This is a genomic window from uncultured Helicobacter sp. (genome assembly GCF_910577135.1).
Lineage (GTDB): Bacteria > Campylobacterota > Campylobacteria > Campylobacterales > Helicobacteraceae > Helicobacter_C > Helicobacter_C mastomyrinus.
In genome coordinates, this window is the sequence record NZ_CAJTLL010000007.1 from 1 (window position 1) to 26522 (window position 26522).

A 26522-nucleotide genomic window follows, 5' to 3' on the forward strand; every position below is an offset into this window, starting at 1 on the left:
CCATTACGATTAATAATATTCCCCATCGTGTTATTATTAAGAACAAAATCTATGCTTCCATTATTTTCATTAATGATACCTGTGGTGATATTGCCGTGATTGACAATCCAACCTGTGAGGACTGTCCTGTTTGTGATAGTGCCTATTGTCCCACCCCTTTGATTAGTAATCCCCCCAGTCATATTGCCTTCATTAGTTAGCGTATTGATGCGTCCTGTCGCAGAGTTTGTAATCCTTACAAGGCTCCCATTTGCTTGATTATTTAATGCATCTATTGTGCCTTGATTGGCAAAGTTATTGGTTACCGTCCCATTATTATTCAATGTCCCAATATTGGCATTGGCAGCATTGGTAAGAGTGCTTATGGTGCTGTTATTATTTAAAGTTGTGATTGTGCCGTTTGTGTTGTTGCTTAATGTAGTGATGGTATTTTCGTTAGTAAGGGTGGTGATCGTCCCTGTGTTACTTACGTTAGTTATGCTCCCTGTGTTGGTATTTTGCAATGTTTGTCGAAAAAGATGTAATCCTGTAAAGGCTATACGGGCAAAGCCTTGATTCCTTTAGGGTAAAAAAGCGGAAGCTTGATTCTTCTGTCTTGCAGGATTACATCTTTTTGCGATAAAAAGAAACCAAAAACATCAAGATAAAGATATCTTTTTATTGATGAATGTAACGTGTATCGCAAAAGCTTCCTGCGTGGATATTGCTAAAGGCATTTTTGAGCGATTTGAAAAATTGGGGATTTTGCTCCTCCATATTTTTAAGAAATTGCTTTGTCGCCTCACGCGCGAAAGGCTTTTTATCAGAATCTAGCCAATTAATAGGGCAGTTACAATCTGGTGCGATGTAGATGTGATTATGCGCGATGAAGTCAATAATCTGCCTCTCCCGCACGAAAATCAGCGGACGTATCACCTCTAGGCCATTTTCTGCACGATAAATAGGTGGCATAGAGCGCATTGCACCATTATAAGTAAGATTCATAAAAAAGCTCTCCGCAGCATCATCAAGATGATGTGCTAGGGCGAGTTTATTATACCCTCCCTCTAAAGCCTTGCTATATAATGCTCCTCGCCGCATACGTGAGCAAAAGCTGCAATAAATTGTCCCCTCTCTTTTGTTTTGCTCTAAGATTTGGTAAATATCCGTGCGGTAGAGTTCGTAAGGGATTCCAAGTTTTTGACAATATTCAAAAATATATTCATATTCCCCGCCTCTGCCGTAATCTACCGTTAAGGCTTTGAAAGTAAATTTAAAGGGCGCGTGTTTTTGCATATAGGCAAGGAGTGTGGCAAGTAGGATAGAATCTTTGCCCCCGCTTAAGCCAAGTAGCACTTTATCACCTGCTTTGATAAGGTTATATTGCGCATTTGTCTTGCCCACTATGCGAGTAATTTTTTTGCTTATCGTGGGGGAGGTGCTAGATTCTAATAGATTATTTTCTGGACTCATTTTCATTATCTTTATTGCGGGTGAAGTAATTTCTATTACGATAGATTAAAAAACATAAATATAGCCCCATCGCACTAGCAATAATGATTTTTTCATATAGTTCCATTATGCCCCCTTAAATACCCACAAAATAGCCGCTTCTTGAATCAAAGTAGCATCGTACTTGATAATAGCAATATGCTCATTTTGGTTAATATACCACTCAATAATGCCCTGCAAAGTATCAAGCTTATTAAGTCTAGAGGCGATATTCCCCTCAAGTTTAAGATATACATTTTTATGATTTTTAGGATTGCTTAAAAAGAGGATTAAGAGTATAGCCCATATAATACATATTACTGCGACGATAAGAGAAAGACTAAAGACCCCTACCGCCTCATAGAGCCACCCTCCGCACATACCCCCAAGTGCTGAACCCACATAGCCAAGCGTAGTAAAAATACCAAGTGCCGCTCCCTTTTGATGTGCCTTAGGATAGCGACTAGCTAGAGATTGCATAATCGGCTCAAGCACGGCAAAACCCATAAAAAACACTATCATCATCAACAATATAAGCCATTTTTCACTCTCTTTGACTGCATAAGCCATAAGAAAGTATGAAAGCACAAATGCACAAATACCAAAAAGCATAACGGCTTTAAATTGCCCCTTTTTTTGCGCAAAAATTGATGCAGGACCCATAGCTAAAGTGCCTATGATCGCCGAAGGAGTGTAGATAAGCCATAATTCGTCTTCATCTAGTAAAAAATGATGGATGAGAGCGAAACTTACACACACAAAGGTAAGAATCATTAAGAACTTTTGCAAAAATGCGCTAAGATACATAATCAGCAGATTCTTATCGGTAAGGAGATCATGAATCTTGCTATCATTAAAATGATATTTGACATTAGGTGTATTAGGCACTTTCCAATACAATACAATCAATGAAAACACGCACAAAACGCTAGTGATAAGAAAGAGCATATTGGAGCCAAAATGACTTGCAATAATAGGGCTTAAAAACATAGCAAGCACAAAACTCATAAAGATTCCCGCGCCCATCACCGCCATAGCCTTATTGCGTTCCTCCTCGCGCACTAAATCAGCCACTTGTGCGCTCACCACACCGCCAATAGCCCCAACACCCTGTAAGAATCGCCCAATAATAAGCATAGTAATATCATTAGCAAACGCACACACTAAAGAGCCAAGCAGAAAAATCAATAAACCAATGCCAATGATATGTTTGCGATTGTATTTATCACTTAAGATTCCAAAAGGCGTTTGAAATATAATCTGTGTGAGCGCATAGCCACCCGCTGCTAATCCCGCAAGAAAGGCAGTCGTGTGAAATTCATCAGCATAAAGCCCAATAATAGGCAGCACAATAAAAAGCCCAAAAAATCGCAAACTCGCAATGAGCGTCAGAGGAAGCAGATGTTTCATCATTATATTTGCCTTTAAGGGCGATTAGAGAGTTTCGCAAATAGTGATAGATTTGATAATATCACCTTGCTTCATCTTATCAAGCACATCAAAACTTTGAGAATCTTTTCTATCGATACCGCCAAAAACCGTATGTTCTCCATCAAGATGAGGCTGTGGAGCAAGGCAGATAAAAAACTGACTCCCGCCCGTATCACGCCCAGCGTGAGCTATAGAAAGGGCACCTTTTACGTGCCTGTGTTTGTTATTTGCTACTTCGCATTTGATACGATAGCCCGGACCCCCTGTGCCATTACCCACAGGGCAGCCACCTTGAGCGACAAAACTAGGTATCACACGATGAAAAGTAAGCCCATTATAGAATCCGCTTTGTGCTAGTGTGGCGAAGTTTGTAACACTTTGTGGCACATCTTGAAAAAGCTTTAATGTCATTGTGCCATATACTTCACCATTGGGACTAGCTACTTCAATAAGGGCGTAATTACACTTTGATAACTCCTCTTCTTTGATGTCAAAAACTTTTAATTCTTCTCTTTGCATTTCCTCTCCTTTTATTATTGTGTGGCATAAAAAAGTTGGCGGATTCTACCGATATTAGTTTAATCATTTTTGAATGAAGGAGCACAGGAGTGCTAAAGCAAAATATGGCTCACATGCTTATATGGACTATAATATGTTTGATTTATTTGGGTTTTGCAGGAGTGCTTAATGCTTCTGAAGATTCCGTAGAGGCGGTAATGGAAGGCTATGAAAGCCCGCAAAAACTTTTTAGCAATCTTGATACAATACATACAAATGAAAGTCCTGCCTTTAAACAAGAACAATCTCGCGCCATAAACACTGCACAAGCTCCCTCTCAAATCGCTTTAGATTCTAAAACCATACAACCCACAGCTCCTACACAATGGATTTATAGCACTGCCATCATAGAAGTTTCTTTTACTGATGGCTCATTTAAGAGAGGACTAGGGACATTGCTCAAAAATGGCTTTTATATCACATCAGCGGAGATTCTCTACAATGGTGATATTGTGCCTAGAAAAGTGTATGCTAAAATGCAAGATGATTTTAATGAAAATATGATGTGTGTAGCAAGTCTAAAACTTAAAGTACTTGATTTAGATACAGGACTTGCTTTACTGAAAGTCTCACAATTTGTAGATAGCTTTTGTCAAGTTCGCGCTAAGAGCTATTATCAAGATAGAATCTACAAACGTTTTGGGATTGATGTGTTTGCTTCAAATGCAGCTATTGCACCCCAAACACAAGCATACTATCCTTATTTGGACAATACATTTGTATTTATCCCTCAAAGTATCAAGCTTAACAAACCTGCTACATATTACGATTTTGCACAAAAAAAAGAACGTGCGTATGGCTTTGAATTAGAGCACGAATCTTATGAAGAATTTACCTATGGTAGGGCATTTTATGATGAAAAAGGTGTTTTTTTGGGGATCATGAGCAGAACAGTGGTGGGCTATGTGCCTGTTTTTGTCAGTCGTAATGTCATACAAGATTTTTTATGTGATGTGCAAGATAAAGGCATCATTAATGAAAATTTTGTGCAAAAATCCTGTCAAAAACTTGGTTCTAAACGGCAACGTTTCTTTACAAATTTTTACTAATGGTGAGTATTCTATGCTTTTATCTAAACTATAACTTTGGCTTTTAATTTAGATAAATATATAATTTTTTAGGTAGAATATACCCTTTGATTTTGCTACATAAAAATTTACAATCTTAAAGGTAAGGTTTATTAATGAATAAGTCACGAGTGGTTTTAGCGGGTATTATTATCTCATTGTTTGTAAGTTCGGCATTATTTGTAGGATTATGGGCTGATGAAGCACAAAAAGCCAAGCCCAAAGTACAGGAAGCCAATAAATTAGAATCCTTCAAGAAATTACGCCGTATTATGGGGATAGTGGAGGAAAATTATGTTGATGAATTAAGCTTTGATGAGATTGTAGATAAGGCTATTGATGGGTTATTAAGCAATCTTGATGCACATTCAAATTATCTTAACAAAAAGAAATTTGATGACTTACGCGCTAACACAGATGGCGAGTTTGGCGGGATTGGTATTACCGTGGGGTTAAAAGATGGGGCTTTAAGCATTATCGCACCTGTTGATGGCACACCCGGGGATAAAGCAGGGCTAAAAAGCGGTGATGTTATCATAAGAGTAAATGATAAAAGCACGATTGATATGAGTATTGATGATGCGGTGAATCTTATGCGTGGAGCGCCTAAGACAAAGGTTGAACTCACTATTGTGCGTAAAGGTGAGGCAAAGCCACTTGTGTTTAATATCGTGCGTGATATTATCAAAATAGATTCTGTGAAGGTGCGTAAGATTCAAAATAGTGATTTTGTATATGTGCGCATATCCTCATTTGATAAGAATGTAACACGTAATGTATCAAGTGAGCTAAGGCAAATCGGTAAGTTGAAAGGTATTGTCCTTGATTTACGCAATAATCCCGGTGGTGTGCTTGATCAAGCAGTAGATTTAAGTCGATTGTTTATAAAAAGTGGTTTGATTGTTACTCAAAGGGGACGCACAAAAGGTGAAAATATTGAATATAAGGCGAAGAGTGCGCCTTATGCAGACATACCCGTAGTAGTGCTTATTAATGGTGGGAGTGCGAGTGCAAGCGAGATTGTAGCGGGTGCATTGCAAGACCATAAACGAGCCGTCCTTATAGGAGAGCAGACATTTGGCAAAGGTAGTGTGCAGACAGTTATGCAGCTAGACCAAAATGAGGGACTAAAGCTCACTACTGCAAAATATTATCTCCCTAGTGGGCGGACGATTCAAGCGGTAGGGGTAACGCCTGATATTGTCGTATATCCGGGGGTTGCACCAGAGAATGAAAATAGCTTTAGCATTAAGGAATCTGATTTAAAAAGGCATTTGCAAGGAGAGCTTGATAAAATCAACGCACAGAATCTTAAGACAGAAACTGCTAATGAAGATAAAAAGCTCATTACTCAAACGATGATTTACCAAGATATTCAGCTAAAGACTGCCATTGATGTATTAAAAGCGTGGAATGTAATAGGCACTTTTAATCCAAGTAAATAAGGAGTAGTGATGGAAAAACAAACTATGCTTTATGAGGGGAAGGGCAAGAAGTTGTTTGCTACAAATGATGTAAATAATGTGATTGCTGTTTTTAAAGATGATTTGACTGCATTTAATGCCGAAAAAAAGGGCACAGAATCTGGCAAAGGTGCATTGAACTGCCGCATTAGCACTTTGCTTTTCACACTCTTAGAACAAGCAGGTATAAAGACGCATTTTGTAGAGCAACTCAGTGAAAATGAAATGCTTTGCAAGAAAGTATCCATTATCCCCATAGAAGTGGTAGTGCGTAATATTGCCACAGGCTCACTCACCAAACGTTTGGGTATTGAAGATGGCAAAGTGATTCCTCATACACTTGTGGAGTTTTATTACAAAGATGACGCGTTAGGCGACCCACTCATTAATGATGAGCATTGTAGAATCTTAGGTTTGGTTGAAAATCAAAGTGATTTGGAGATTCTTAAAACCCAAGCACGTAAAGTTAATGAAGTGTTAAAGACATTTTTTGATAAAAGGGATTTAAAACTTGTTGATTTTAAGCTTGAGTTTGGACGTGATAATAAGGGTGAGATTATCCTAGCCGATGAAATTAGCCCCGATAGCTGTCGCTTATGGGATAAGGCTACTAATCAAAAGCTTGACAAGGATAGGTTTAGACAGGATTTAGGCAATGTGAAAGTCGCCTATGAGGAAGTTTTGCGACGTATGTTAGAAACTAAATAAGGAATGGGATATGAAAGCAAAAGTGCTTATTTCGCTTAAAGAGGGAGTGCTTGACCCACAGGCAAAGGCTATTGCACACGCTTTGTATGTACACGGCTTTGAATCTTTGCAAAATGTAAAACTCTCAAAAGAAATTATTTTGGATTTAGATGAAAGCGATGCGCAAAAAGCTTATAAAATCGTGCAAAATATGTGCGAGGAGCTACTTGCTAATGTGGTTATTGAAAATTATGCTATTGAGATTCTATAATGAATGTAGCTGTTATCCGCTTTCCGGGCACAAATTGTGAATTTGATACGCAATATGCCTTTGCTAAACTTGGGGCAAATGTATCTATTGTGTGGCATAAAGATGAAAGTTTGCCCGATAATGCACAGCTTGTCGTAGTTCCGGGAGGCTTTAGTTATGGGGATTATTTGCGATGTGGGGCAATCGCGCAGTTTTCGCCCATTATGCAGGCTATTAAGCATTATGCAGATTCTGGTGGCTATGTGCTAGGGATTTGCAATGGCTTTCAAATTCTCTGTGAGGCGGGGCTATTACCCGGTGCGTTAATACGTAATGAGAATCTGCATTTTATTTCAAAAATGCAAAAATTAAAAGTCGCTAATCAAAATAATGTATTTTTACGCTCTTATTCTAAGAATCAAGAGCTTAAGCTCCCTATAGCCCACGCTGATGGAAATTACTTTATTGATGAAGTGGGATTAGAAAAACTTAAAGCAAACGGACAAATTTTGCTTACATATACAGGTAACCCCAATGGCTCAGTAGAGGCTATCGCGGGAGTGTGTAATGAAAATAAAAATGTCTTTGGGCTTATGCCTCACCCTGAAAGAGCCATTGAGGCTATACTTGGCAGTTGCGATGGTGTGGCAATGCTTGATAATTTATTGCAGATTCCATTAGAGGGATAAAATGCCACAAAAGTTACAATATACCATTTTAGTTATGCTGCTATGTATAGGGAGTGTTTTTGCAGATACAAAGCCAAAGATTGCCTACCTTAATGTGCAGTTTCCTAATGCAGATACAAGCCTATATGTAGGACAACATATTGAGGTGAAATATACTCTTACCTTGCTTTCAGGGGCAAAGCTTGTAAGCACAGACTTGGTGGATTTCACCTCTAAGAACAATATAGTATTAAAAAATAAAAACCCAGATTGGAGAACAGGCGATAATGGGACATTAGTAAATATCTATACATATAATATTACAGGTAAAAATGTAATAATCCCTCCTTTGCGCATAAAGGCTATATCAGGTGATGGAAGCTATGAGGAAGAGGTTGTATCTCAGGGTGCCACTTTTCAAGCCATTGAACTCTCAAACAATCCCAATTATAATCACGTTATCGCTGATATGATGGAAGTAGTGGACTATCGTGTGAAAGAGTATGACGAGGCAAATAATATTATTATCTTTCAATTTGAGAGCAAAAATGCCAACCTTAGCCATATGAAAATTGCGCAGTATCCTAAACAGGGCTTAGAAAATAGCAAGGTGGTTGATGGCATCACTTATGGTATTTATTATGTAGTACTTGATAAGTCTATTCGCTCTCTCTCTTTTGAGTATTTTAATTTAGCACAACGGCAGTTTATCAATATAACATTGCCCATTCAGCTCGTGCGAAATACAATCGATGAGGGTGGGGACATTAAACCACGTAATACGTTTTTAATATTTAAAAATCTATTTATAGGTGCGGCAATTTTATTTGTTGGGCTTATTTGCATAGTGTTTAAAAAAATCCGCAAAATAAGTTTAACTATACTTATTCTACTTATACTTATTCTAGCTTATAATATATTTTTTAGTGCTACTTCAGGTATAGCACGAGTGGGAGCAAATATAAGCATTATCCCCACACATAATTCTACTATTATGGAAGTGGTAAAAGTCCCTACACAAGTAAGTATTATCGGGGAGTATGAGGATTACTACAAAGTCGTTATAGAATCTAAAGTTGGTTGGATAAGGAAAGAATATGTTAGCAAAAATTAAGGCACTCTTTGCCACTCTCTCAATCGCGATTTATTTACCCATCATGATTGTCCAGATTTACATTACGCGCAATAGGGCAAATGGTAGATGGGCGAGGCAGCAATGTCGCTGGTTTTTTAGTCTTAATGGTTTAAATGTAGAGCGCATAGGAGAATATGACAAAGACGCGCAACTTTTGGTAGTCAATCATCAAAGCGTAACAGATATTATCTATTTTGAGGCATTTCACCCAGCCAATCTATGCTGGGTAGCCAAGAAACAGCTAGGTGAGATACCAATTTATGGACACGCTCTTAAAGCCCCTGATATGATACTTATTGACAGAGAGGATAAAAATGGCATTGTCTTTTTGCTTAAAGAAGCAAAAAGGCATCTTAGCAATCATCGCACAATAGCCATTTTTCCTGAAGGGACAAGAAGTAAGGGTGAGGAAGAGTTTTTACCCTTTAAGCCTGGGGCGAAGATTCTCGCTTCAAAGCTCAAGCTTAGAATCCAACCAGCCGTGCTTATTAATACCCGCAAGCTCTACAATAGCTCTCCTATGGAAACACAAACCAATAAGGCAAGAGTAGTGCTTATGGACGCCTTTATGCCAAACTTTGAAGATGAGCAATGGTATGAAAAATTACGAGATTCAATGCATGAGGTATATATCAAGCATTATAATGAGTTAAATAAGGAGGCTTTAAGAGAGAAATAGGCACAATCAAGGCTTTTAAACACGGGGTGTTAGCTCAGTTGGGAGAGCGCAACGCTGGCAGCGTTGAGGTCAGGGGTTCGACCCCCCTACACTCCACCATTTTCATCTGCTTTTCGCATAGTGCTAAAAATAAATCTAATTCGTTGGAAATACAAAAACCAACCCTATCAATATATTTATCTCTCACATTTTGGATAGCTTCAGCTATATCCTATAACATCATATTATTTTTCAAGATTTGCTTGATGGATAAAGTAATATTTACCACTAAGTTAATCACTCGCTGTCCTTATTCTCTCTCTGCTAATTGAACCTACAAGCATAAATAAAGATTTCATATCTCCCACCCAAATTTTTTCTCGAAAAGGCTAAGCGAGAGCGTTATGGATAATCAAAATAGAATACAGCTCTTTTAAAGTCTTTGCAAATAAAAACATTATATAATACTTTTTGCAATCCATCAAAGGACATATATGGCAAATAGTATCAAAACACTTTCTCTTGCACGAATTTATGAAATGATGGGACTCAAAGAAGATGCGCTTAAGATATATCGGGAGATTCTCTTAGAACGCCCAGAAAACAAAGAAGCCCAAATAGCAATTAAACGTCTTATGCTTGTACAAAAGCATTTCCCTCCTGTCAATGAAGAACAAAAACATATATTTATGGAGCTGTCTACACAAGAGGATATACTTCAATTTCAAAGGTGGCTACTGCAATGGAACTCAAAGATTTAATACTTGAAACACTTAATGAACTCTCCCAACCCAATGAAAATTCTATGGATTTACAAAAAAATATCTCCATACATACTACACCTATCTCTACTCCAGCATATCCTCAAAATATTCCAAATATTCCAAAAACAAATGAATCTTTACGTGAGGAATATGAATTTTTAGAAATGCTCCAAGAGCGTTTATTGGTGCTTTTTGAAGGTTTAAATGCTCCACAGAATCATAATTTACAAACAAAGCTTAGCCTTACTATTAACTTCCTTGAATACCAACTTAGCATTATTGCTGAACGATTAAATGATTTAAGAAAATAATCTTGTTAAATTTACATTTGCCAATATCACTTACAATCCTTCTTATCCTTTGACCCGAATGAGATAGGGCAAGGTGATGGATTAACCCATTGTGGGTGTCATCTCAAAAACAAGGAGGTTATCCCCCTCCAGCTTCCTCCTTGTTTTTAGATACTCACATTAAACAACCAAACCTTTATGGAGCTGCTCAAGACCCCCACTTGAGCAGCTTCCTTTTTTCAATCTCCTATAATTCCTTTCTGTCTTGCTTTATATGAGGCGTATTTCCCTTAAGCTATCTAAAAAGTGTTTTGTTATACAATTTCCGCTTACTTTATACTTACTCAATTAAAGGTTTTGGATTATGCTAGAAGTTTTAATGATTGAAGATGATGTAGAATTAGCAGAAATTATCACAGGTTATCTTAAGCAATATGATATGAATGTTACTAATTATGATGAACCCTACACAGGTATGAGCGCAGTAAATGCCAAACACTTTGACATTTTACTCCTCGATTTGACATTACCTAATCTTGATGGGCTTGAAGTGTGTAAAAGAATAGCAAAGCAAAATAGTATCCCTATTATTGTCTCTTCTGCAAGAAGTGATGTAGATGATAAGGTCGAGGCACTTAAATCCGGAGCCGATGATTATATCTCAAAGCCCTATGACCCAAAGGAGCTTGTAGCGAGAATCCAATCTCTCCTTAGACGCTACAATAAGAAAAATGTCAAAGAACAAGACAAAGAAAAAGATAGTGTGTTTAAAATCGATAAGTATAGTCGTCAAGTTTTCTTTAAAGACAAAAAACTTGAATTAACTCGCGCAGAATATGAGATTCTCACATTGCTTATTAGTAAAAAGGGACACGTATTCTCACGTGAAGCAATCGCCATAGAATCTGAATCAATCAATCCAGAAAGCTCCAATAAGAGCATTGATGTTATCATTGGGCGTTTGCGCTCTAAGATAGAGGAAAACCCCAAGCAACCACAATACATTATCTCTGTGCGTGGTGTAGGCTACAAACTTGAAGCATAAGGCATCTTATGCTGAAAATTCGACATTCTATTTTTTTTAAAATTATTGTTTTATTTTTATGTGCTTTACTTAGCTTTTTTGCTATCTCATATTATTTTATTGAAGATCATATTGAGAATGAAAATCTCCGTTCTGAGCTCCGCTATAAACAATTTACAGCCACCATTAACGAAATCATGCAATATGGGGGCAATCTCAACACGATTAAACAATATTTAGAAAATATACAATTTATCCCCGTAGAAGAAGAGGAGATTAAGAAGGTTTTACAAGAAATCAATAAGATTCCTTACGGCTTTGATGGTATTTTTGCTAAAGCTATCAATACTCGAGATGGTATCTATATCCTCCTAGAAACCAATGATGAAACAACACTCTATAAAGACAATTCACGTAAAACTTATGAAGATTTTTATATAATCACACTTATTGGCATTATGCTGCTGACTTTTGTATTTTTTATTGTGCTTAAAAGTCTTATGCCTCTTAAGATTCTCAAAGGACAAATAGAGCAATTTGCAGAAGGTAACTTTGGCACACAAGATGAAGAAAATACTTCTAAAGATGAGATTGGTGAGCTCTATCGCGAGTTTTACAAAGCCTCAAATAAAATTAAATCTCTCAATGAATCTCGCAGTCTCCTTTTGCGCTCCATTATGCACGAGCTTAAAACCCCCATTACAAAAGGACGCATTGTCGCTGAAATGGTAGAAAACCCTACACAAAGGGAGCAGCTTTCCTCCAGCTTCACACGTCTTAATGAGTTGATTAATGAATTTGCAAAGCTTGAGCAAATCAATTCCCAAAACTACCATATCAACAAGCAAGAATTTCTCCTTGCTGATTTAATTGTCCATGCTGAAGATATGCTACTTATTGACGCCAATAGCCCTATTGCAGTTGATTCGCCCGATTCACTTATTAAGGCTGATTTTGATTTGTTTGCGATTGCACTTAAAAATCTTCTTGACAATGCTATCAAATACAGCAAAGATGGCAAAGTAAGAGTATATACAAAAAATGACCGCCTTTACACAAGTTCAAAAGGGGACCCGCTCACCCACCCACTAGAAGCTTATTTCAAGCCCTATTTCAAAGACGCTAAAAAAGCGTCATCACAAGGATTTGGATTGGGTATGTATATTATTAAAAACACCCTTGATAATCAGGATTTTAACCTCAGCTATAAGCACGAAAATGGCTATAATATATTTATTATTCATCATTGTGTGGTAGAAAACTATTGTCTTATTGACAAGAAGCCAAGCCCCTTAAAAAGGAAGAATAATGTTTAGAAGATTCAAACGCACTCGTCTCAAAGCCCCGATGAGAGCTTTAGTGCGAGAGACGTATTTGCGCAAGGATGATTTTATCTATCCGCTATTTGTCATAGAGGGTGAGCATATCAAAAATGCCATTCCCTCTATGCCTGATGTATATCAAATGAGTGTTGATAATATTCTTAAAGAATGTGAAGAGCTTTTGAAGCTTGGCATATATCATATAATCCTTTTTGGTTTGCCAAGTCATAAAGATTCCTGCGGGAGCGAGGCTCTAAGCGATAAAGGTATTATTGCTAAAGCTATTAAGGCTATTAAAAAGCATTTTCCTCAAATGATTGTTGCGCTTGATTTATGCTTTTGCGAATATACGGACCACGGGCATTGTGGCATAATTGATAAGAATCTTAATAGTGTTGATAATGACGCTACCTTAGAGATTCTAGGGCAGCAAGCCCTTGTACTTGCAAGCTGCGGGGGCGATATGATAGCCCCTAGTGCGATGATGGATGGTATGGTGGCTACTATCCGCGCTTATTTAGACAAAGGCGGATTCACACATATCCCCATTATGAGCTATTCTACAAAATTTGCAAGTGGCTATTATGGACCATTTCGCGATGTGGCTAATTCTGCACCGAGCTTTGGCGATAGACATTCTTATCAGCAAGATGGCGCTAATCGTAGAGAGGCAATTTTAGAAAGCCTTACTGATGAAGCGGAGGGAGCGGATATTTTAATGGTGAAACCCGCCCTTGCATATTTAGATATTGTCCGCGATATACGCGAGCATACCTTGCTTCCCTTAGCTGTGTATAATGTGAGTGGCGAGTATGCTATGCTAAAATGTGCGCAAAAAGCAGGGCTTATTGATTATGAACGAGTGCTACTTGAGACGCTTACAGGCTTTAAACGAGCCGGAGCGGACATTATTATTAGCTATCACTCTAAAGAGATTGCCCAAATTCTATCCTAAAGACTTAATGAATATTTTTATATGCTATTTGATATATTTTGCTTTGTTTGTAGGATATAGCCCTATCGAAATCCCCATTCTTTTTGTATAGTCTCAATATATAATTTTTCTAGCTCTACGAGCATTACACCTTCTCGATTATCAAGACTATCCTTAATACGTCCATCTGCATTGACAAACATACTATCGCCATAAAATTGCCAAATTACTCCATCATAAGAGAGGCTATTAATAGCATTAAGACGTAAAATTACCATACTGCTGTTAAAAGCACGTGCTTGACATAAAATACGCCAACGTTCTTTAGAATCAAATGTATTGCTACAAGGCATTATTACCACATCAACTTTTGCAGATTTTAGTTTAAGCCATATTTCATCAAAATGTATTTCAAATCCTGCAATAATGCCTATTTTTATACCCTCTTTTTCAAATACAAGGGGTGTTTTAGGCGAATTTGGTAAGACATTATCAAAAAATGCCCTTTCATTCCAATGCGAATAGCCTATGAGCCTTTGCTGATGATAAAATTGCACCCTCTCACCCTGTATAAGCGCAATACTTTTATATACTTTACCTTTTTCACAAAGCAATATAGGTGCGACTATATCAAGATGATAGCTTACAGAGAGTTTATGCAAATGTGAGAGGAGTTTTGCACAAGATTTTGCAAAATCTTTAGAATCTTTAGTAATTTCTTTATAAAAAGGCTGAAATATATATTCGCTAAATGCCGCAATCTGCACTTTTTGTTTTTTGCAACTTTGGAGATATTTTTTTAATCGCCCATTATTGGGCTCAAGTGGTAAAAGCTGCAAAAGAGCAATATTCATATCATATCCTTAGGTGGTAAAGATGTCTAAAATTGTAGCATATATGGTTTATTCTGCAAAACCACTATGTGTGCTTATTTCGCCCAAACCAGCGAGGCAATTTTCTGCCTTGCAATCAAGCTTAGCATTCACCTCCCCTTGTTCGTTATAGGCTTTCTGCCACAATGCTTGATTGTCCTCATAGAGCATTTGCATTTTAAGTTTCCCATTAGGATAAAACCAGCTAACTTTTACTTCTTTAGGTATTCCTGTGTTATATACTCGCTCTGTGATCAGTGCGCCATTTTTATCGTAACTTCGCTCGGCTCCTATCTTGTCTCCATTGGCAAAGTGAGATTCTAAGCGCACAATACCACTTTCATCATATTGCTTGTTCTCACCATTTTGCACACCATTTGTATATGTGCTCATTTGTGCAATTTTGCCATTAGGGAAGTAGGCTTTTACTACACCTTCTATCTTACCATTTCTGTAATTATATTGCCGTGAAACTTTGCCATTTGTATGATACTCTATGAGTTTTCCCTCTAATATATCATCATTATAGTTTGCCTCTTTAGCAAGTGCGCCATTCTCGTGATACCACCTTGCCTTACCAATGATTTTGCCCTCATCATAATAAATTTCACTTTTAAGAATATTATTAGGGTAATAGGCTAGGGCGATACCCTGAAGTTTATTGTTTTTGTAGTTTGCATCATAAATCACTTCGCCCTCGTGCGAATATTTTAGTTCTCGCCCTTCTTTGCGCCCATTGATAAAGTGCATTTGTTCTATTAAATGCCCATCTTTATCGTACCACGCCTCGCGCCCGTGCTTAATTTCCGTGCCTTTGATATAGCTTATTTTGCCCTGCAGTATCTCACCAGCCGTATTTTTAGTGATTGTCCGTATTTCTAGGTCAATCCCTACGCACACGCTAGCCAAGCCTAAACACATTATTATATATCGTAACATCATTTTCTCCTTATGGCTACGTGCTACATCGGCATTTATTTATCTTTCTCAATACCTTTATGTCTAAGCCCTCATATACTGCCTAGGTAAATGCAAGACCTGCTTACAAAGTAGTACTTTGGTATGTGCATAAGTCCACTCTTGTAGGACTGCTTCCCCTTGAAGCCTTTTTATAAGCTTTGTATACCGTTTCGCTCCCATCTTGTGGCCTATCTTTATAAGCTCTAATTGTTTAAGCTCATTTTGCAATTTTTTACGCTTAGTTCGAAATAAAGATGTGAAAAATATATTCCATTATTTTAGCCTTTTGTCCCGTTTTAGAAGTTTAGAAATGCGCTAGTTTTCACCAAATACACGTTTAAAAATGGCATCGACATTTTTCGTATAGTAGCCATAATCAAAGCATTCTCTAATGGTTTGCTCACCAATGAGGCTTACTAACTCCCTATCTGCTAAGAGATATCGTAGATAGAGGCTCTCGCCTTTGGCATTCATCGCATTTCCACCATTTTGTAAATCTCGCCACACTTTCATTGCATTGCGTTGGACGATTTTATAAGATTCTTCACGTGAGATACCTTTCTTAGGGAGTTCGAGCAAGATTCGCTGAGAGAATACAAGTCCGCCGGTAAGCTCAAGATTTCTCATCATATTCTTAGGATACACCACGAGCTTTTCAAGCAATCCTTTCAAGCGAAACAGCATAAAATCCGTAGTGATAAAGCCATCAGGTAGGATAAATCGTTCTACGCTTGAATGGCTAATATCGCGCTCGTGCCATAATGCGACATTTTCCATCGCTGGAAGTGCAAAGCTTCGTATCATTCTGCAAAGCCCTGTGATATTCTCACTTAACACAGGATTGCGTTTATGCGGCATAGCCGAGCTGCCCTTTTGCCCTTCCTCGAAATATTCCTCTGCCTCATAGACTTCTGTGCGTTGCAAATGGCGGATTTCTACTGCGATTTTCTCACAGCTACTAGCCAAAAGGGCTAAATCGCTCATTAGTCTTGCATATCTATCACGTTGAATGACTTGATTGCTCACTCTTGCTGCCTTTAAGCCTAAATCCGCACATACAAGCTCTTCCAGCTCAATGGGCGTATGGGCGAGATTCCCCATTGCACCACTTAGCTGCCCCACGGAGATGACTTCTAGCGTAGATTGCAACGCCTCATAATGCCGCCCTAGCTCATCATACCAAATCGCTAAGACTAGTCCAAAGGTGATAGGCTCTCCGTGAATCCCGTGGGAGCGCCCAACCATAAGTGTATCCTTATGCTCAAAGGAGCGCGTTTTAATCACAGTTCTTAGCTCTTCTATATCGTGTAAGATAATATGCAGAGAATCTCGCATTTGCAATGCCACAGCCGTATCGATACAATCGCTACTTGTGATTCCATAATGCACAAAGCGGCTCTCCTCTCCTAAGCTTTCTGCCACACTTGTAGTAAAGGCTATCAAATCGTGCTTTGTAACACTCTCTATTTCATCAATACGTGCAATATCAAACCTTGCATTTTTGCAAATTTTCTCACAATCTTCATCAGGCACGACACCTAGCTTATTCCACCCGCGCACTAATGCCTTTTCTACCGCCAACCACGCGGAATATTTAGCATTTATATCCCATAGTTTTTTCATCTCCTCACGCGCATATCGCTCTACCATAACATCTCCTTAATTAATAAAAACAAAGCAAATTTTAGCCAAAGTTTGCAAAATTACTCTACAAAGAGAGTGATAAGATAAGGCAAAATCTCCCACTTGCGCTTAAAAATTAACTTTATAGCTGATTTGCATTGTATCGGGTTAGTTTTTAAGGTTTAGAATCTATTATTTTTGCTTTAATTATGATTTTGAAGTTCTATGTTTTTAAGGAAAGATATGCAATACAATAAAGTAAAGGATATATATGAACTATGTCATCATATATCGCCCTTTGATACGCAAGAATCTTGGGATAAGAGTGGGCTAAATCTAGGAAGTATGAATGATACATTTGAGCATATACTCGTATGCTTAGAGGTCAATCTAAATATCGCACAAGCACTTCAACCAAAGACATTGCTTATCACCCACCATCCTTTGTTTTTTCAGCCTTTAAATGCCTTTTGCACAGATAGGTATCCTGCCAATATCGCGCAGATTCTATTACAGAAGCATTGCTGTGTGATAAGTTTGCATACCAATTTTGATAAATCTCATCTTAATACCTATCTTACCCATAAAGTGCTGCAATGGGAGCATTTTGTCGCGCAAGGATTGTTTATGTATGGGAGCATAGCACCTATATCACTGCCAAATCTCGCGCAATATGTATGCAAATCACTGCAAACAGACTATATGCAATACATACAGGGCGATGTAGAATCTATAAAGGAGCATAGTATTAGCGATGTATATATTGTCTGTGGCAGCGGTTGCTCTCTGCTCTCTTGCATCCCACCATCTCCCAGTACTTGCTTTATTACAAGCGATGTGAAGCACCACGATGCGATGATAGCTAAGAGTATGGGGATTAGCCTCATTGATATGGGGCATTATGAAAGTGAGAAATATTTTGTAGAAATTTTTGATTCTATTTTGCAAAATACAGGATATAACGTTATAATTGCAGATTGTGAAAATCCATTCTCTCTCTGCTTAAATAAGTCAAGAGATTAACCCTCATTCAAAGGACAAGTGATGAATAAGCATTTACAAGAGCTCATACAAGTAGCCCATTTTGATAAGCAAATCGATGATTTAGAGCCCAAAATTGCCCAAGTGCGACACGAGCTTAATGAAAAAATTAAGCAAGAAAGGCAAACATTAAAAGATATAGAATCCCTCAATGAAGAAACACGAAATATCGAACTCGAGATTGCCCGACACGACCGCAATATTCAAGAATCTTCCGCAAAATTAGAGCAAATTACTAAAAAGCAAAAAGAGGTCAAAACAGAAAAGGAAATGCGCGCACTTGATGTGGAAACAGATATTGCCAAAGAGAATATGACACATTCTAATGCTGAAATAGAGCGACTTGAAGCACTCAAAGAGAAGAAAAACAAAGAAAAGCAATCCTACACACCTAAACTCGAGCAGCTAAAAAGCGAAATTGAAGCCCTTGAAACACAAACACAAAAGCAGGTGCAAGAAATCAAACAAGCTCAACAAGATCTTTTTGAAGAAAAAGAATCTTTGGTAGCAAAAATGGACAATAAAGTCATTAGTTTTTATGCCAAAATTAGACGATGGGCACTCAATACAAGCGTAGTGCCTGTGTTTAAACAAGCCTGTGGCGGCTGCTTTATCAAGCTTAATGATACGATTTATAATGAGATTTTAAAAGGCAATGATATTATTAACTGCCCTCATTGCGGAAGAATACTCTATGCAGATTCTCAAGCAAAGGCATCTGCCCAAGAATCTGTAAAAGCAGAGGCAAAGCCCAAGAAAAAAGCTAAGGCATAATCCTTAGACGTCGTTGGATACATAATGTGGATACCTTAAAACACACACAAAAAGTCTCCTTTCCTTTTCCTCTTGGTTATTACTGCTTATGTGTGCTGCTGTATATTATCGCGCTTCCCTTTTTGATTGCAAGCAGTTTTCGCTTAAAGCATAAAGATTCTATACCGGCACGATTTTTCCCTTTTTTTATCAAAAAGCTTGAATATGAGCCACACTATTGGTTTCACGCCTGCTCCTTTGGCGAGGTAAAATCACTCGAGCCGCTCATTAATGCCTTTTACAATAAATCTGTAAATATTTTAATCACCACTATCACGCATACAGGCTTTAATGAGGCAAAACGTTTGTATGGAAATAAAGCAGATTCTAAGGCACATATTATCGTGCGCTATCTCCCTTTTGAAATCTTTTTGCCTCTGTGGAGTAAGCAATGCAAGGGGCTTAAAACATTAGTTGTGACAGAAGCAGAGATGTGGAAAATACTTTTTTTTATGGCTAAATCTCATAACGCACACACTTTACTTATTAACGCACGTATTTCGCAACGTTCATACAAGAACTATGAGCGGTTTGTGTGGTTTTATCAGGGGATTTTTGCCCTCATTGATGAGGTATTGGCTCAAAGTCATATCGATAAACGACGCCTTGAAGCCTTAGGCGCTACTCATATTGAAGTTTTTGGGAATCTTAAGACGCTTAATACCCCCTGTGTTAGCACACATTATACAAAGCCCTCTATGCCACTTTTCATCGGGGCAAGCACACATAGAGGGGAGGAGAGATTGATTTTAGAATCCTTTAAAACCTTTAAAGAACAATCCCCTACAACACTTTTGCTCCTTGCTCCTCGCCACCCTGAACGTTTTAAAGAAGCTTATGATTTAAGTATGAGCTTTTTTTCTCGCACGGCATTATTTTCACAGACACATTTAGAATCTTGTGAGCAGTATGATGTGATAGTCATTGATACATTAGGGGAGCTGAATAATCTCTATGCGATAAGCGATGTAGTGATACTTGGCGGGAGCTTTACTACAAATGTGGGCGGTCATAATCCGCTTGAACCGGCATTTTTTGGCACAAGACTTATTAGCGGGGAGCATATCTTTAACCAATATGCACTTTTTGAATCAGTGGAAAATTATGTGCTTATCCCTCCTCAAAGCCTTAGTGATACACTTTCTAGATGGGAATTGCTCCCTAAGAGTGCCATTAAGACAAATTCACACGATAAGCTCAATATACTTTTGCAAAAGATTCACTAATGCTCAAAGATAAGGCATACAAAGTCCTAGCGCATAATCATCAGCTTTCGCATAAACAGGCTAAGGCTTTGATTGATAAAGGTTTGGTGCGATTGGGAGGTCAGAAGCTCACTCTTGCTCGGGCGGAAGTACCTTATAGTGCGACTTTTGAAATATTAAGAGTTAAAAAACCTCAAGTGCTATTTAGCGATGAAAACATTTTAGCCCTTGCTAAGCCACCCTTTATAGAATCTTATGATTTATGTGCGATGTTTGAGGGCTGGTCTTTGCTCCATCGGCTAGATAGGGAGACAAGCGGTGTTATCTTGCTGATTAAGGAAAATAGTGCTTTTCACAAGAGGGCAAAAAGGGCATTTAAAGATAAGGAGGTATATAAGGAATATATAGCCCTCTTACACGGACGACTTATGGATTCTATCCAGATAGAGAAGCCCATACTCACTATAAAAAAGGGCTTTGCTAAATCATATATTGATAAAAATGGCTTAGAGGCGCATACACAGCTTACGCCATTAGCCATAGTGGGTAAAAAGACATTGGTTCAAGCAGTGATTACCACAGGGCGCACACATCAAATTCGCGTGCATACTCAAAGTATCAAATACCCCATATATGGTGATAGAATCTATGGCATAGCAGATAATGCCCCCAGGCTTATGCTTCACGCCCATAAAATTGCGCTTTTAGATTATGAATTTATCTCGCCTGTCCCTCAAGAGTTACAAATGGAGCATTTGTAATGCAGTTTTTTTATTCACACGGATTCCATTCATCAAAAGATTCTCTAGCGTATCAGCGAATATGCGAGGGCTTACACTTAAAGCCTTTACAACTTGTTTATGATAATGGCGGGGACTTTAGGACAAATCTGCAAAGCTGCAAAGAGCAGCTAATGGTATATAAGCCCACTATGCCTTTTGGGTTGATTGGCAATTCTTTGGGAGCATTTTACCTATGGCAGCTTATGCTTTATGCTGATACGCTTAATGTGCCTCTCCCTTGTGTTTTTATATTTTTTAATCCTGTATTTGAGCCATTAGGACAATTGAAAAAATATATAGATAAGCCACAAATAAATAGCACCACGCAGCAGCATTTCACCCTCTGTGATAAGCATTGGGAAAGTTATGCCTTCGCCCTGCGCCTGCCTATACCAAATACCATATCAAATATAAACGGAGTGGTGTGTTTAAGTGAAAGTGATGAACTCATTGATGGGAGCATTTCACAAGCCTATTGGCAGCATTATGCCAAAATAGTGCATTTGCAAGGAGGGCATATCATTACTGATTTTGCCCCACTTTATGAGAATCTTTACCCATTTTTACACAATTAAAATAATTTAAGACTTCTTTTTATTACTCTTGCGTCTAGCTCGTTGTGCTTTACGCTGTGCCAAGAAAATGCGGTAATTTGTCTCCCACCATAAATAGTCTTTAAGATGTCTTCGCTTGAGAGTCGTATGACTGGGTGCAAGAGATTCTATAAGGTGTATAGATTCCTCAACAATTTGCTCAAGATCTTTAAAATCTCCTTTCTTCTGCTCTTCCTCGAGGATTTCAAGCTTTTCTAATACTTCTTGTGGCATAAGCTCTCACTCAGCCTGAGTAATATGTAACAATGGGGCAAGTTCTTTCCTGTCCTGTGCTGTTAAAATAATCTTATGTTTTGTGTTCTGCTCTAACATCCTTCCTCCTTCATTTTTCATAAATTCAGCTTATATATTATACAAAAAATTCCCAAAAACCTTTAAATAGAAATATTTATAAGTTAGCATACGAAATTCATAAATGTATCATTTAGCACTTTTGGCACAAATTTTGTATAAAATTTAATTTTTTTTTGACTTTAATAAAAATTTTGTGTAATAATTGAAAATATGATTTTATATATTTCAAAAGGAGAGAGGCATGGCAACAATTACGCTAACCAATAACGAAACAAAAGAAAGCTTTGATTTTGAACTCATCGAATGCACAAGAGGGCCTAAGGCAGTAGATTTTTCTAAGCTTTTTGAACGCACTAATATTTTTTCTTATGACCCGGGCTATGGCTCAACAGCTGGATGCAAATCTACTATTAGTTATATTAATGGTAAAGAAGGGGAGCTTTTATACAAAGGTATGCCTTTGGCTGAACTTGTGGAAAAATATCATTTTACAGATATATGCAAGCTCCTTATTACAGGTGAAGCGCCCACTAATGACACAGAATCTAAAGAATTTGAAATTGAACTTATGCATCGCAGTTTTTTGCACGAAGGGTTGATTAATATTTTTAACGCATTCCCTGATACAGCTCACCCTATGGCAAATTTATCCGCTGCACTTTCAGCACTCTCAACATTCCATTTTCATCATTTGGATATGAGTAATGAGGCAGAGCGACAAGTGATGGCGAGACGCGCTATTGCCAAGATTACTACACTTGTAGCTTTCGCTTATCGACATTCTTTGGGTATTCCCTATATTTATCCCGATGTAGAACGAGGCTATGTAGAGAATTTCCTCTATATGCTTCGTGCTTATCCGGGTGGCAAAATGAAGCAAACTGCCAATGGAGCAAGTGAGATTACACCACTAGAAGTAGAGGCACTTGATAAAATCTTTATCCTCCACGCAGACCACGGGCAAAATGCCTCTACCACTACTGTGCGCAATGTGGCTTCCACAGGAGCACACCCTTATGCGGCATTAAGTGCTGGAATTAACGCTTTGTGGGGTGCTGCACACGGTGGGGCAAATGAAAAAGTGCTTGATATGCTTAATGAAATTGGCGATGCAAAAAATGTCGATAAATTCATCGCTAAAGCGAAGGATAAAAATGATCCATTCAGACTAATGGGCTTTGGGCATCGTGTGTATAAGAATTATGACCCTCGCGCTAAGATTCTTAAAAAACTCAAAGATGACTTAGATACTAAGGGTATTAAGATGGATTCACGTTTGAGTGATTTAGCCCATAAAGTCGAAGAAATAGCCTTGAGTGATAGCTATTTTGTAGAGAGAAATCTCTATCCAAATGTGGATTTCTACTCTGGTATTATTCTTTCTGCGCTTAAAATTCCTGTATCGCTCTTTACACCTATTTTTGTTATTGGACGAATGCCGGGCTGGTGCGCACAGCTACTAGAGCATATTAAAGATCCAACAGCAAGGATTACTCGACCACGTCAAGTATATATAGGAAAATAGCTTAAGTGTATTTAAGGGTTTTTCGCTATAATAATGTCCTTAAATTTTACTAAAGGACAAAAGAATGCTAGAAGGACAAATTAGAGAGAGTATTTCAAAATCTCAAGCAAAGGCTTTGAGGAATGATGGTTATCTAATTGCAAATATCTATGGCAAGGGACAGGAGAATATCCATTGTGCTTTTAAGCTTAATGATTTCATTAAGGCACTTAAGCATAAAAATACCTTGATTTTCCCTGTAAAAGTAGGTAGCAAGACCCTAGATGTGGTAGTTCAAGAATACCAGAAAGATCCCGTAACAAACACTATTGTCCACGTGGATTTGCTTATGGCACAAAAAGGTGTAGTGAGCAAATATAAAGTGCCCGTAAGTGTTAAAGGCAGTGCTAAGGGCTTAAAGAATAAGGGTGTTTTGTTTATTTCCACAAAACGTATTAGTGTCAAATGCAGCGCGGAACATCTCCCCAATACCTATGAACTTGATGTGAGTGATTTAGATGTGGGAGATTCTATCCTTGTACGTGATTTACCACAGATTCAAGGTGTAACTATCATCAATCGCCCATCTGTGGCAGTAGTTGGAGTGATTAAAGCTAAATAATGTCCTGCCTTCTTGTTGCAGGGCTTGGCAATCCGGGTGTCAAATATCAAAATACTCGGCATAATGTTGGCTTTATGGTGCTTGATTTTTTATCAAAAACCTTAAATTTTACATTTCATTTTGATAAAAAATTTAACGCAGAAGTGGGCACATTACACACAGATTCTCATAAAGTATTTTTTCTTAAACCTCTTACTTTTATGAATCTCTCTGGCGAGTCTATTGCCCCATTTGCTCGATATTTTGATATTGCTCATACACTGATAATACACGATGATATTGATATTGCCTTTGGTGATATTCGCTTTAAATATGGTGGCTCAAGCGGTGGGCATAATGGCTTAAAATCTATTGATAAAGCTATGGGGGATAAATACTTGAGACTTCGTTTTGGCATAGGTAGGGACACGCAAGGCAATGTGATAGATTATGTATTGAGTGATTTTAATACTCAAGAAATAGCGCAAATAACACAAACTTTGCCTTTTATCCAATTTGCCATTGCATATTTTTACACTATGCAAGGTAGCATAGAGGATATACTCGCTCACTTACAAAATCGCTTTACATTAAGAAATAAATCACAAAAGCCCAATAAAGATTCTATAAATATCACAAAGCAAAACATAAGGGACAAAAGATGATTTTTCGTTTTGTGGGATTTTATTATTTAAAATATTTTTTCATTATTTTTTTAGGACTAGAGGGGTTTTTTCTCGCTATTGATACATTGAAATATGTTGATGAATTGCCCGATTCTGCTAATTTATTGATTTTGTTTTTATTTTATGACGGCGTATTTGCCTTGACTTATACCTTGCCTATTTCGCTTGTTTTGTGTTCAGTTTTATTCTATATGGCATTTCTTAAAAGCTCACAATTAACAGCGCTGATGGCGTTAGGATATTCAAAGTTGCAGATTCTTTTTCCATTGATTTTTATTTCAAGTATCTTTATTTTTAGCTTCATTGGCTTAAACGCTACGCCATTTGCATACGCACGAGAATATGCAGAAAGCATTATTTACCAAAATACACAAAATGTGCGTGAAAACCTACTTTTAAAAAGCGACAACCAATACATTTTTCTCCACAAACTCTACCCTTTGCTTAATGGTGAGGCAAGAGCAGAAGGCATTAAAATTTTTGTGCTTGATGAGGAGCATAGACTTGTGGGCTACCACGAGGCAAAAGAAGCATTTTTTGAAAACAATGAGTGGATTTTAAAAAATGCAAAAAGCTTAGGGATTGTGCCCAATTTGATACTTGGAGAAAAAGCTTTGCAGATAAATATAAATGAGGAATTAGCCACACTTAAGGGCTTTAGCTCTAAAGTACTTGAAACAATTGCGCAAGATAAGCCTACAGCTTCAATTATTGATGCGTTTGCCTCACTTCATATTGCCTATAAGCAGGGTGTTAGCTCGGATAAAATACGTGGAATCCTCTATGGGCTACTCATCGTGCCCTTTTTTGTCCCACTTTGCATTGCTATTATCGCTTATTATATCCCCTCATTGCCTCGCTATGGCAATCTCACGCTCATTAGCTTTGTAAGTATTATTGCTGCATTAGCCATTTGGGGATTATTCTTCTCTCTTTCACAGCTTAGTGTCGCAGGGCTTGTATATCCTGAAATAGGTTTATTGTTCCCTATGGGAATCTTATTTGTTATATTTTTGTGGCATATTCGATATTTAAATCAAAAGTTTTCATAAAAATGAACATTTTAAAGCAAAACTAACAAAAAACAAGGCATAATCATTGCACTTACAACACAAGGGGTTATTATGGACGATAGAGTTTTTACCTTTGCAGGGTTGATTAATGCCAATCATGATTTCATTATTGGATTTCATACACTGCTTGTAGCAGTGCTTATGCTTATTTTTGCACGTTATGCAACACATAAAATGCAAGTTATTCCCGGTGGCATACAAAATGTTTTTGAATTTGTCATTTCTGGAATTATTTCGTTCTCAAAAGATATTGTAGGTGAAGAGGTCGCACGTAAATACTTTCCATTAGCAGCTACTATTGGCTTTTTAGTATTTTTTGGAAATGCTATTGGTATCATACCCGGTTTTGAATCTCCTACATCAAGTTGGAGTTTTACTCTTGTATTGGCACTTGTGGTATTTTTTTATTATCATTTTGAAGGTATTCGCGCACAGGGCGTGTTCAAATACTTCAAGCATTTTATGGGTCCTGTGTGGTGGCTTGCCCCGCTTATGTTCCCTATCGAGATTATTTCACATCTCTCACGCATTGTTTCACTCTCTTTCCGTCTTTTTGGGAATATCAAGGGTGATGATATGTTTTTGCTTGTTATGCTTATGCTTACTCATTATGTTGTGCCTGTTGTTCCGTTTGCTATTCTTGCCTTTATGGCTTTGCTTCAAGCTTTTGTATTTATGATTCTTACTTATGTGTATATTCACGGCGCAATAGTTGTGGATGAAGAGCATTAAT

31 protein-coding genes and 1 tRNA gene are annotated in these 26522 nt (G+C 37.8%); 23 read left to right on the forward strand and 9 right to left on the reverse strand.

The genetic code is table 11. The features are described from left to right. The 5 genes from QZ289_RS04870 to QZ289_RS04890 form a co-directional block, all read right to left on the reverse strand. A partial coding sequence (locus tag QZ289_RS04870; protein ID WP_295699875.1) for a hypothetical protein occupies positions 1–503 on the reverse strand: 503 nt, incomplete at its 3' end. Positions 504–657: 154 nt separating this feature from the next. Beyond that, positions 658–1452 (reverse strand): ATP-binding protein, encoded by a 795-nt coding sequence (locus QZ289_RS04875; protein WP_295699877.1) that lies wholly within the window; start codon positions 1450–1452, stop codon positions 658–660. Continuing rightward, positions 1436–1558 (reverse strand): hypothetical protein, encoded by a 123-nt coding sequence (locus QZ289_RS04880; protein ID WP_295699878.1) that lies wholly within the window; start codon positions 1556–1558, stop codon positions 1436–1438. The genes QZ289_RS04875 and QZ289_RS04880 overlap by 17 nt, the downstream gene beginning before the upstream one ends. After that, positions 1558–2883 carry an MFS transporter gene (locus QZ289_RS04885; protein WP_295699881.1) on the reverse strand — a complete coding sequence of 442 codons (1326 nt, stop codon included), beginning with the start codon at positions 2881–2883 and terminating at the stop codon, positions 1558–1560. The genes QZ289_RS04880 and QZ289_RS04885 overlap by 1 nt, the downstream gene beginning before the upstream one ends. A gap of 21 nt (positions 2884–2904) precedes the next feature. Then, the gene (locus QZ289_RS04890; protein ID WP_295699884.1) at positions 2905–3420 is read right to left on the reverse strand and encodes a peptidylprolyl isomerase; all 516 of its coding nucleotides are present in this window, start codon (positions 3418–3420) and stop codon (positions 2905–2907) included. 89 nt (positions 3421–3509) lie between these two features. Between QZ289_RS04890 and QZ289_RS04895 the strand changes: the two genes are divergently transcribed. From QZ289_RS04895 to hemB, 13 genes are all read left to right on the forward strand, one after another. Then, positions 3510–4508, forward strand: coding sequence for a hypothetical protein (locus QZ289_RS04895; protein ID WP_295699887.1), 999 nt, complete (start codon positions 3510–3512; stop codon positions 4506–4508). A 134-nt stretch (positions 4509–4642) separates the two neighbouring features. Next, positions 4643–5971 carry a S41 family peptidase gene (locus tag QZ289_RS04900; RefSeq protein WP_295699890.1) on the forward strand — a complete coding sequence of 443 codons (1329 nt, stop codon included), beginning with the start codon at positions 4643–4645 and terminating at the stop codon, positions 5969–5971. 9 nt (positions 5972–5980) lie between these two features. After that, positions 5981–6697 (forward strand): phosphoribosylaminoimidazolesuccinocarboxamide synthase, encoded by a 717-nt coding sequence (gene purC / locus QZ289_RS04905; protein ID WP_295699892.1) that lies wholly within the window; start codon positions 5981–5983, stop codon positions 6695–6697. Between the two features lie 10 nt (positions 6698–6707). After that, positions 6708–6947 carry a phosphoribosylformylglycinamidine synthase subunit PurS gene (purS, locus tag QZ289_RS04910; protein ID WP_295699895.1) on the forward strand — a complete coding sequence of 80 codons (240 nt, stop codon included), beginning with the start codon at positions 6708–6710 and terminating at the stop codon, positions 6945–6947. Beyond that, positions 6947–7615, forward strand: a complete 669-nt coding sequence (gene purQ / locus QZ289_RS04915; protein ID WP_295699898.1) for a phosphoribosylformylglycinamidine synthase subunit PurQ — start codon at positions 6947–6949, stop codon at positions 7613–7615. The genes purS and purQ overlap by 1 nt, the downstream gene beginning before the upstream one ends. Position 7616: 1 nt before the next feature. Then, positions 7617–8708, forward strand: a complete 1092-nt coding sequence (locus QZ289_RS04920) for a hypothetical protein (RefSeq protein ID WP_295699901.1) — start codon at positions 7617–7619, stop codon at positions 8706–8708. Further along, positions 8692–9408, forward strand: a complete 717-nt coding sequence (locus QZ289_RS04925; protein WP_295699903.1) for a 1-acylglycerol-3-phosphate O-acyltransferase — start codon at positions 8692–8694, stop codon at positions 9406–9408. Before QZ289_RS04920 ends, QZ289_RS04925 begins: the two co-directional genes overlap by 17 nt. Before the next feature lie 23 nt (positions 9409–9431). Continuing rightward, positions 9432–9507: transfer RNA gene (locus QZ289_RS04930), tRNA-Ala, on the forward strand. A gap of 374 nt (positions 9508–9881) precedes the next feature. Next, positions 9882–10148: a hypothetical protein gene (locus tag QZ289_RS04935; protein ID WP_295699906.1), complete on the forward strand. Its 267-nt coding sequence runs from the start codon at positions 9882–9884 to the stop codon at positions 10146–10148. Continuing rightward, a complete protein-coding gene (locus QZ289_RS04940; RefSeq protein WP_295699907.1) occupies positions 10130–10462 on the forward strand; it encodes a hypothetical protein in 333 nt (110 codons plus the stop codon). The genes QZ289_RS04935 and QZ289_RS04940 overlap by 19 nt, the downstream gene beginning before the upstream one ends. A gap of 343 nt (positions 10463–10805) precedes the next feature. Continuing rightward, positions 10806–11486 carry a response regulator transcription factor gene (locus QZ289_RS04945; RefSeq protein WP_295699909.1) on the forward strand — a complete coding sequence of 227 codons (681 nt, stop codon included), beginning with the start codon at positions 10806–10808 and terminating at the stop codon, positions 11484–11486. An 8-nt stretch (positions 11487–11494) separates the two neighbouring features. Continuing rightward, positions 11495–12781 (forward strand): ArsS family sensor histidine kinase, encoded by a 1287-nt coding sequence (locus QZ289_RS04950; protein ID WP_295699911.1) that lies wholly within the window; start codon positions 11495–11497, stop codon positions 12779–12781. Further along, positions 12774–13742, forward strand: coding sequence for a porphobilinogen synthase (gene hemB, locus QZ289_RS04955; RefSeq protein WP_295699913.1), 969 nt, complete (start codon positions 12774–12776; stop codon positions 13740–13742). Before QZ289_RS04950 ends, hemB begins: the two co-directional genes overlap by 8 nt. A gap of 62 nt (positions 13743–13804) precedes the next feature. Here the strand turns inward: hemB and QZ289_RS04960 are convergent, their stop codons facing one another. From QZ289_RS04960 to purB, 3 genes are all read right to left on the reverse strand, one after another. Continuing rightward, positions 13805–14575: a carbon-nitrogen hydrolase family protein gene (locus tag QZ289_RS04960; RefSeq protein WP_295699915.1), complete on the reverse strand. Its 771-nt coding sequence runs from the start codon at positions 14573–14575 to the stop codon at positions 13805–13807. A 48-nt stretch (positions 14576–14623) separates the two neighbouring features. Further along, entirely contained in the window at positions 14624–15532 is a 909-nt protein-coding gene (locus tag QZ289_RS04965; protein WP_295699918.1) for a toxin-antitoxin system YwqK family antitoxin, read from the reverse strand. 336 nt (positions 15533–15868) lie between these two features. Next, on the reverse strand, positions 15869–17203 hold the full coding sequence (gene purB, locus QZ289_RS04970) for an adenylosuccinate lyase (protein ID WP_295699920.1): 1335 nt from the start codon (positions 17201–17203) through the stop codon (positions 15869–15871). A gap of 216 nt (positions 17204–17419) precedes the next feature. Here purB and QZ289_RS04975 point away from each other — a divergent pair, with 216 nt between their 5' ends. Genes QZ289_RS04975 through QZ289_RS04995 form a run of 5 tightly spaced genes read left to right on the forward strand, consistent with a single transcriptional unit; the run spans position 17420 to position 21592 of the window. After that, a complete protein-coding gene (locus QZ289_RS04975) occupies positions 17420–18199 on the forward strand; it encodes a Nif3-like dinuclear metal center hexameric protein (protein ID WP_295699922.1) in 780 nt (259 codons plus the stop codon). 21 nt (positions 18200–18220) lie between these two features. Next, positions 18221–18991 carry a C4-type zinc ribbon domain-containing protein gene (locus tag QZ289_RS04980; RefSeq protein ID WP_295699923.1) on the forward strand — a complete coding sequence of 257 codons (771 nt, stop codon included), beginning with the start codon at positions 18221–18223 and terminating at the stop codon, positions 18989–18991. A 26-nt stretch (positions 18992–19017) separates the two neighbouring features. Further along, the gene (gene waaA / locus QZ289_RS04985) at positions 19018–20256 is read left to right on the forward strand and encodes a lipid IV(A) 3-deoxy-D-manno-octulosonic acid transferase (protein WP_295699927.1); all 1239 of its coding nucleotides are present in this window, start codon (positions 19018–19020) and stop codon (positions 20254–20256) included. Next, the gene (locus QZ289_RS04990) at positions 20256–20996 is read left to right on the forward strand and encodes an RluA family pseudouridine synthase (protein ID WP_295699930.1); all 741 of its coding nucleotides are present in this window, start codon (positions 20256–20258) and stop codon (positions 20994–20996) included. The genes waaA and QZ289_RS04990 overlap by 1 nt, the downstream gene beginning before the upstream one ends. Further along, a complete protein-coding gene (locus QZ289_RS04995) occupies positions 20996–21592 on the forward strand; it encodes a YqiA/YcfP family alpha/beta fold hydrolase (protein WP_295699933.1) in 597 nt (198 codons plus the stop codon). Before QZ289_RS04990 ends, QZ289_RS04995 begins: the two co-directional genes overlap by 1 nt. A gap of 6 nt (positions 21593–21598) precedes the next feature. On the opposite strand, the gene QZ289_RS05000 is transcribed toward QZ289_RS04995, so the two are convergent. After that, positions 21599–21844 carry a hypothetical protein gene (locus tag QZ289_RS05000; protein ID WP_295699936.1) on the reverse strand — a complete coding sequence of 82 codons (246 nt, stop codon included), beginning with the start codon at positions 21842–21844 and terminating at the stop codon, positions 21599–21601. 322 nt (positions 21845–22166) lie between these two features. Here QZ289_RS05000 and QZ289_RS05005 point away from each other — a divergent pair, with 322 nt between their 5' ends. From QZ289_RS05005 to QZ289_RS05025, 5 genes are all read left to right on the forward strand, one after another. Next, positions 22167–23450 carry a citrate synthase gene (locus QZ289_RS05005; protein ID WP_295699939.1) on the forward strand — a complete coding sequence of 428 codons (1284 nt, stop codon included), beginning with the start codon at positions 22167–22169 and terminating at the stop codon, positions 23448–23450. A gap of 64 nt (positions 23451–23514) precedes the next feature. Next, complete coding sequence (locus QZ289_RS05010) at positions 23515–24051, forward strand: 50S ribosomal protein L25/general stress protein Ctc (RefSeq protein ID WP_295699941.1); 537 nt, start codon at positions 23515–23517, stop codon at positions 24049–24051. Beyond that, positions 24051–24695: an aminoacyl-tRNA hydrolase gene (pth, locus tag QZ289_RS05015; protein WP_295699944.1), complete on the forward strand. Its 645-nt coding sequence runs from the start codon at positions 24051–24053 to the stop codon at positions 24693–24695. The genes QZ289_RS05010 and pth overlap by 1 nt, the downstream gene beginning before the upstream one ends. Beyond that, a complete protein-coding gene (locus QZ289_RS05020; protein ID WP_295699947.1) occupies positions 24692–25768 on the forward strand; it encodes an LptF/LptG family permease in 1077 nt (358 codons plus the stop codon). The genes pth and QZ289_RS05020 overlap by 4 nt, the downstream gene beginning before the upstream one ends. A 72-nt stretch (positions 25769–25840) precedes the next feature. Beyond that, positions 25841–26521 carry a F0F1 ATP synthase subunit A gene (locus QZ289_RS05025; RefSeq protein WP_295699949.1) on the forward strand — a complete coding sequence of 227 codons (681 nt, stop codon included), beginning with the start codon at positions 25841–25843 and terminating at the stop codon, positions 26519–26521. Position 26522: the final 1 nt, after the last annotated feature.

What these genes read in the sequence shown, in the direction of transcription:
- QZ289_RS04875 (WP_295699877.1), bottom strand. Translation starts at nt 1,452, where the DNA reads ATGAGTCCAGAAAATAATCTATTAGAATCTAGCACCTCCCCCACGATA.
- QZ289_RS04880 (WP_295699878.1), bottom strand. Translation starts at nt 1,558, where the DNA reads ATGGAACTATATGAAAAAATCATTATTGCTAGTGCGATGGGGCTATAT.
- QZ289_RS04885 (WP_295699881.1), bottom strand. Translation starts at nt 2,883, where the DNA reads ATGATGAAACATCTGCTTCCTCTGACGCTCATTGCGAGTTTGCGATTT.
- QZ289_RS04890 (WP_295699884.1), bottom strand. Translation starts at nt 3,420, where the DNA reads ATGCAAAGAGAAGAATTAAAAGTTTTTGACATCAAAGAAGAGGAGTTA.
- QZ289_RS04900 (WP_295699890.1), top strand. Translation starts at nt 4,643, where the DNA reads ATGAATAAGTCACGAGTGGTTTTAGCGGGTATTATTATCTCATTGTTT.
- purC (WP_295699892.1), top strand. Translation starts at nt 5,981, where the DNA reads ATGGAAAAACAAACTATGCTTTATGAGGGGAAGGGCAAGAAGTTGTTT.
- purS (WP_295699895.1), top strand. Translation starts at nt 6,708, where the DNA reads ATGAAAGCAAAAGTGCTTATTTCGCTTAAAGAGGGAGTGCTTGACCCA.
- purQ (WP_295699898.1), top strand. Translation starts at nt 6,947, where the DNA reads ATGAATGTAGCTGTTATCCGCTTTCCGGGCACAAATTGTGAATTTGAT.
- QZ289_RS04920 (WP_295699901.1), top strand. Translation starts at nt 7,617, where the DNA reads ATGCCACAAAAGTTACAATATACCATTTTAGTTATGCTGCTATGTATA.
- QZ289_RS04925 (WP_295699903.1), top strand. Translation starts at nt 8,692, where the DNA reads ATGTTAGCAAAAATTAAGGCACTCTTTGCCACTCTCTCAATCGCGATT.
- QZ289_RS04935 (WP_295699906.1), top strand. Translation starts at nt 9,882, where the DNA reads ATGGCAAATAGTATCAAAACACTTTCTCTTGCACGAATTTATGAAATG.
- QZ289_RS04940 (WP_295699907.1), top strand. Translation starts at nt 10,130, where the DNA reads ATGGAACTCAAAGATTTAATACTTGAAACACTTAATGAACTCTCCCAA.
- QZ289_RS04945 (WP_295699909.1), top strand. Translation starts at nt 10,806, where the DNA reads ATGCTAGAAGTTTTAATGATTGAAGATGATGTAGAATTAGCAGAAATT.
- QZ289_RS04950 (WP_295699911.1), top strand. Translation starts at nt 11,495, where the DNA reads ATGCTGAAAATTCGACATTCTATTTTTTTTAAAATTATTGTTTTATTT.
- hemB (WP_295699913.1), top strand. Translation starts at nt 12,774, where the DNA reads ATGTTTAGAAGATTCAAACGCACTCGTCTCAAAGCCCCGATGAGAGCT.
- QZ289_RS04960 (WP_295699915.1), bottom strand. Translation starts at nt 14,575, where the DNA reads ATGAATATTGCTCTTTTGCAGCTTTTACCACTTGAGCCCAATAATGGG.
- QZ289_RS04965 (WP_295699918.1), bottom strand. Translation starts at nt 15,532, where the DNA reads ATGTTACGATATATAATAATGTGTTTAGGCTTGGCTAGCGTGTGCGTA.
- purB (WP_295699920.1), bottom strand. Translation starts at nt 17,203, where the DNA reads ATGGTAGAGCGATATGCGCGTGAGGAGATGAAAAAACTATGGGATATA.
- QZ289_RS04975 (WP_295699922.1), top strand. Translation starts at nt 17,420, where the DNA reads ATGCAATACAATAAAGTAAAGGATATATATGAACTATGTCATCATATA.
- QZ289_RS04980 (WP_295699923.1), top strand. Translation starts at nt 18,221, where the DNA reads ATGAATAAGCATTTACAAGAGCTCATACAAGTAGCCCATTTTGATAAG.
- QZ289_RS04990 (WP_295699930.1), top strand. Translation starts at nt 20,256, where the DNA reads ATGCTCAAAGATAAGGCATACAAAGTCCTAGCGCATAATCATCAGCTT.
- QZ289_RS04995 (WP_295699933.1), top strand. Translation starts at nt 20,996, where the DNA reads ATGCAGTTTTTTTATTCACACGGATTCCATTCATCAAAAGATTCTCTA.
- QZ289_RS05000 (WP_295699936.1), bottom strand. Translation starts at nt 21,844, where the DNA reads ATGCCACAAGAAGTATTAGAAAAGCTTGAAATCCTCGAGGAAGAGCAG.
- QZ289_RS05005 (WP_295699939.1), top strand. Translation starts at nt 22,167, where the DNA reads ATGGCAACAATTACGCTAACCAATAACGAAACAAAAGAAAGCTTTGAT.
- QZ289_RS05010 (WP_295699941.1), top strand. Translation starts at nt 23,515, where the DNA reads ATGCTAGAAGGACAAATTAGAGAGAGTATTTCAAAATCTCAAGCAAAG.
- pth (WP_295699944.1), top strand. Translation starts at nt 24,051, where the DNA reads ATGTCCTGCCTTCTTGTTGCAGGGCTTGGCAATCCGGGTGTCAAATAT.
- QZ289_RS05020 (WP_295699947.1), top strand. Translation starts at nt 24,692, where the DNA reads ATGATTTTTCGTTTTGTGGGATTTTATTATTTAAAATATTTTTTCATT.
- QZ289_RS05025 (WP_295699949.1), top strand. Translation starts at nt 25,841, where the DNA reads ATGGACGATAGAGTTTTTACCTTTGCAGGGTTGATTAATGCCAATCAT.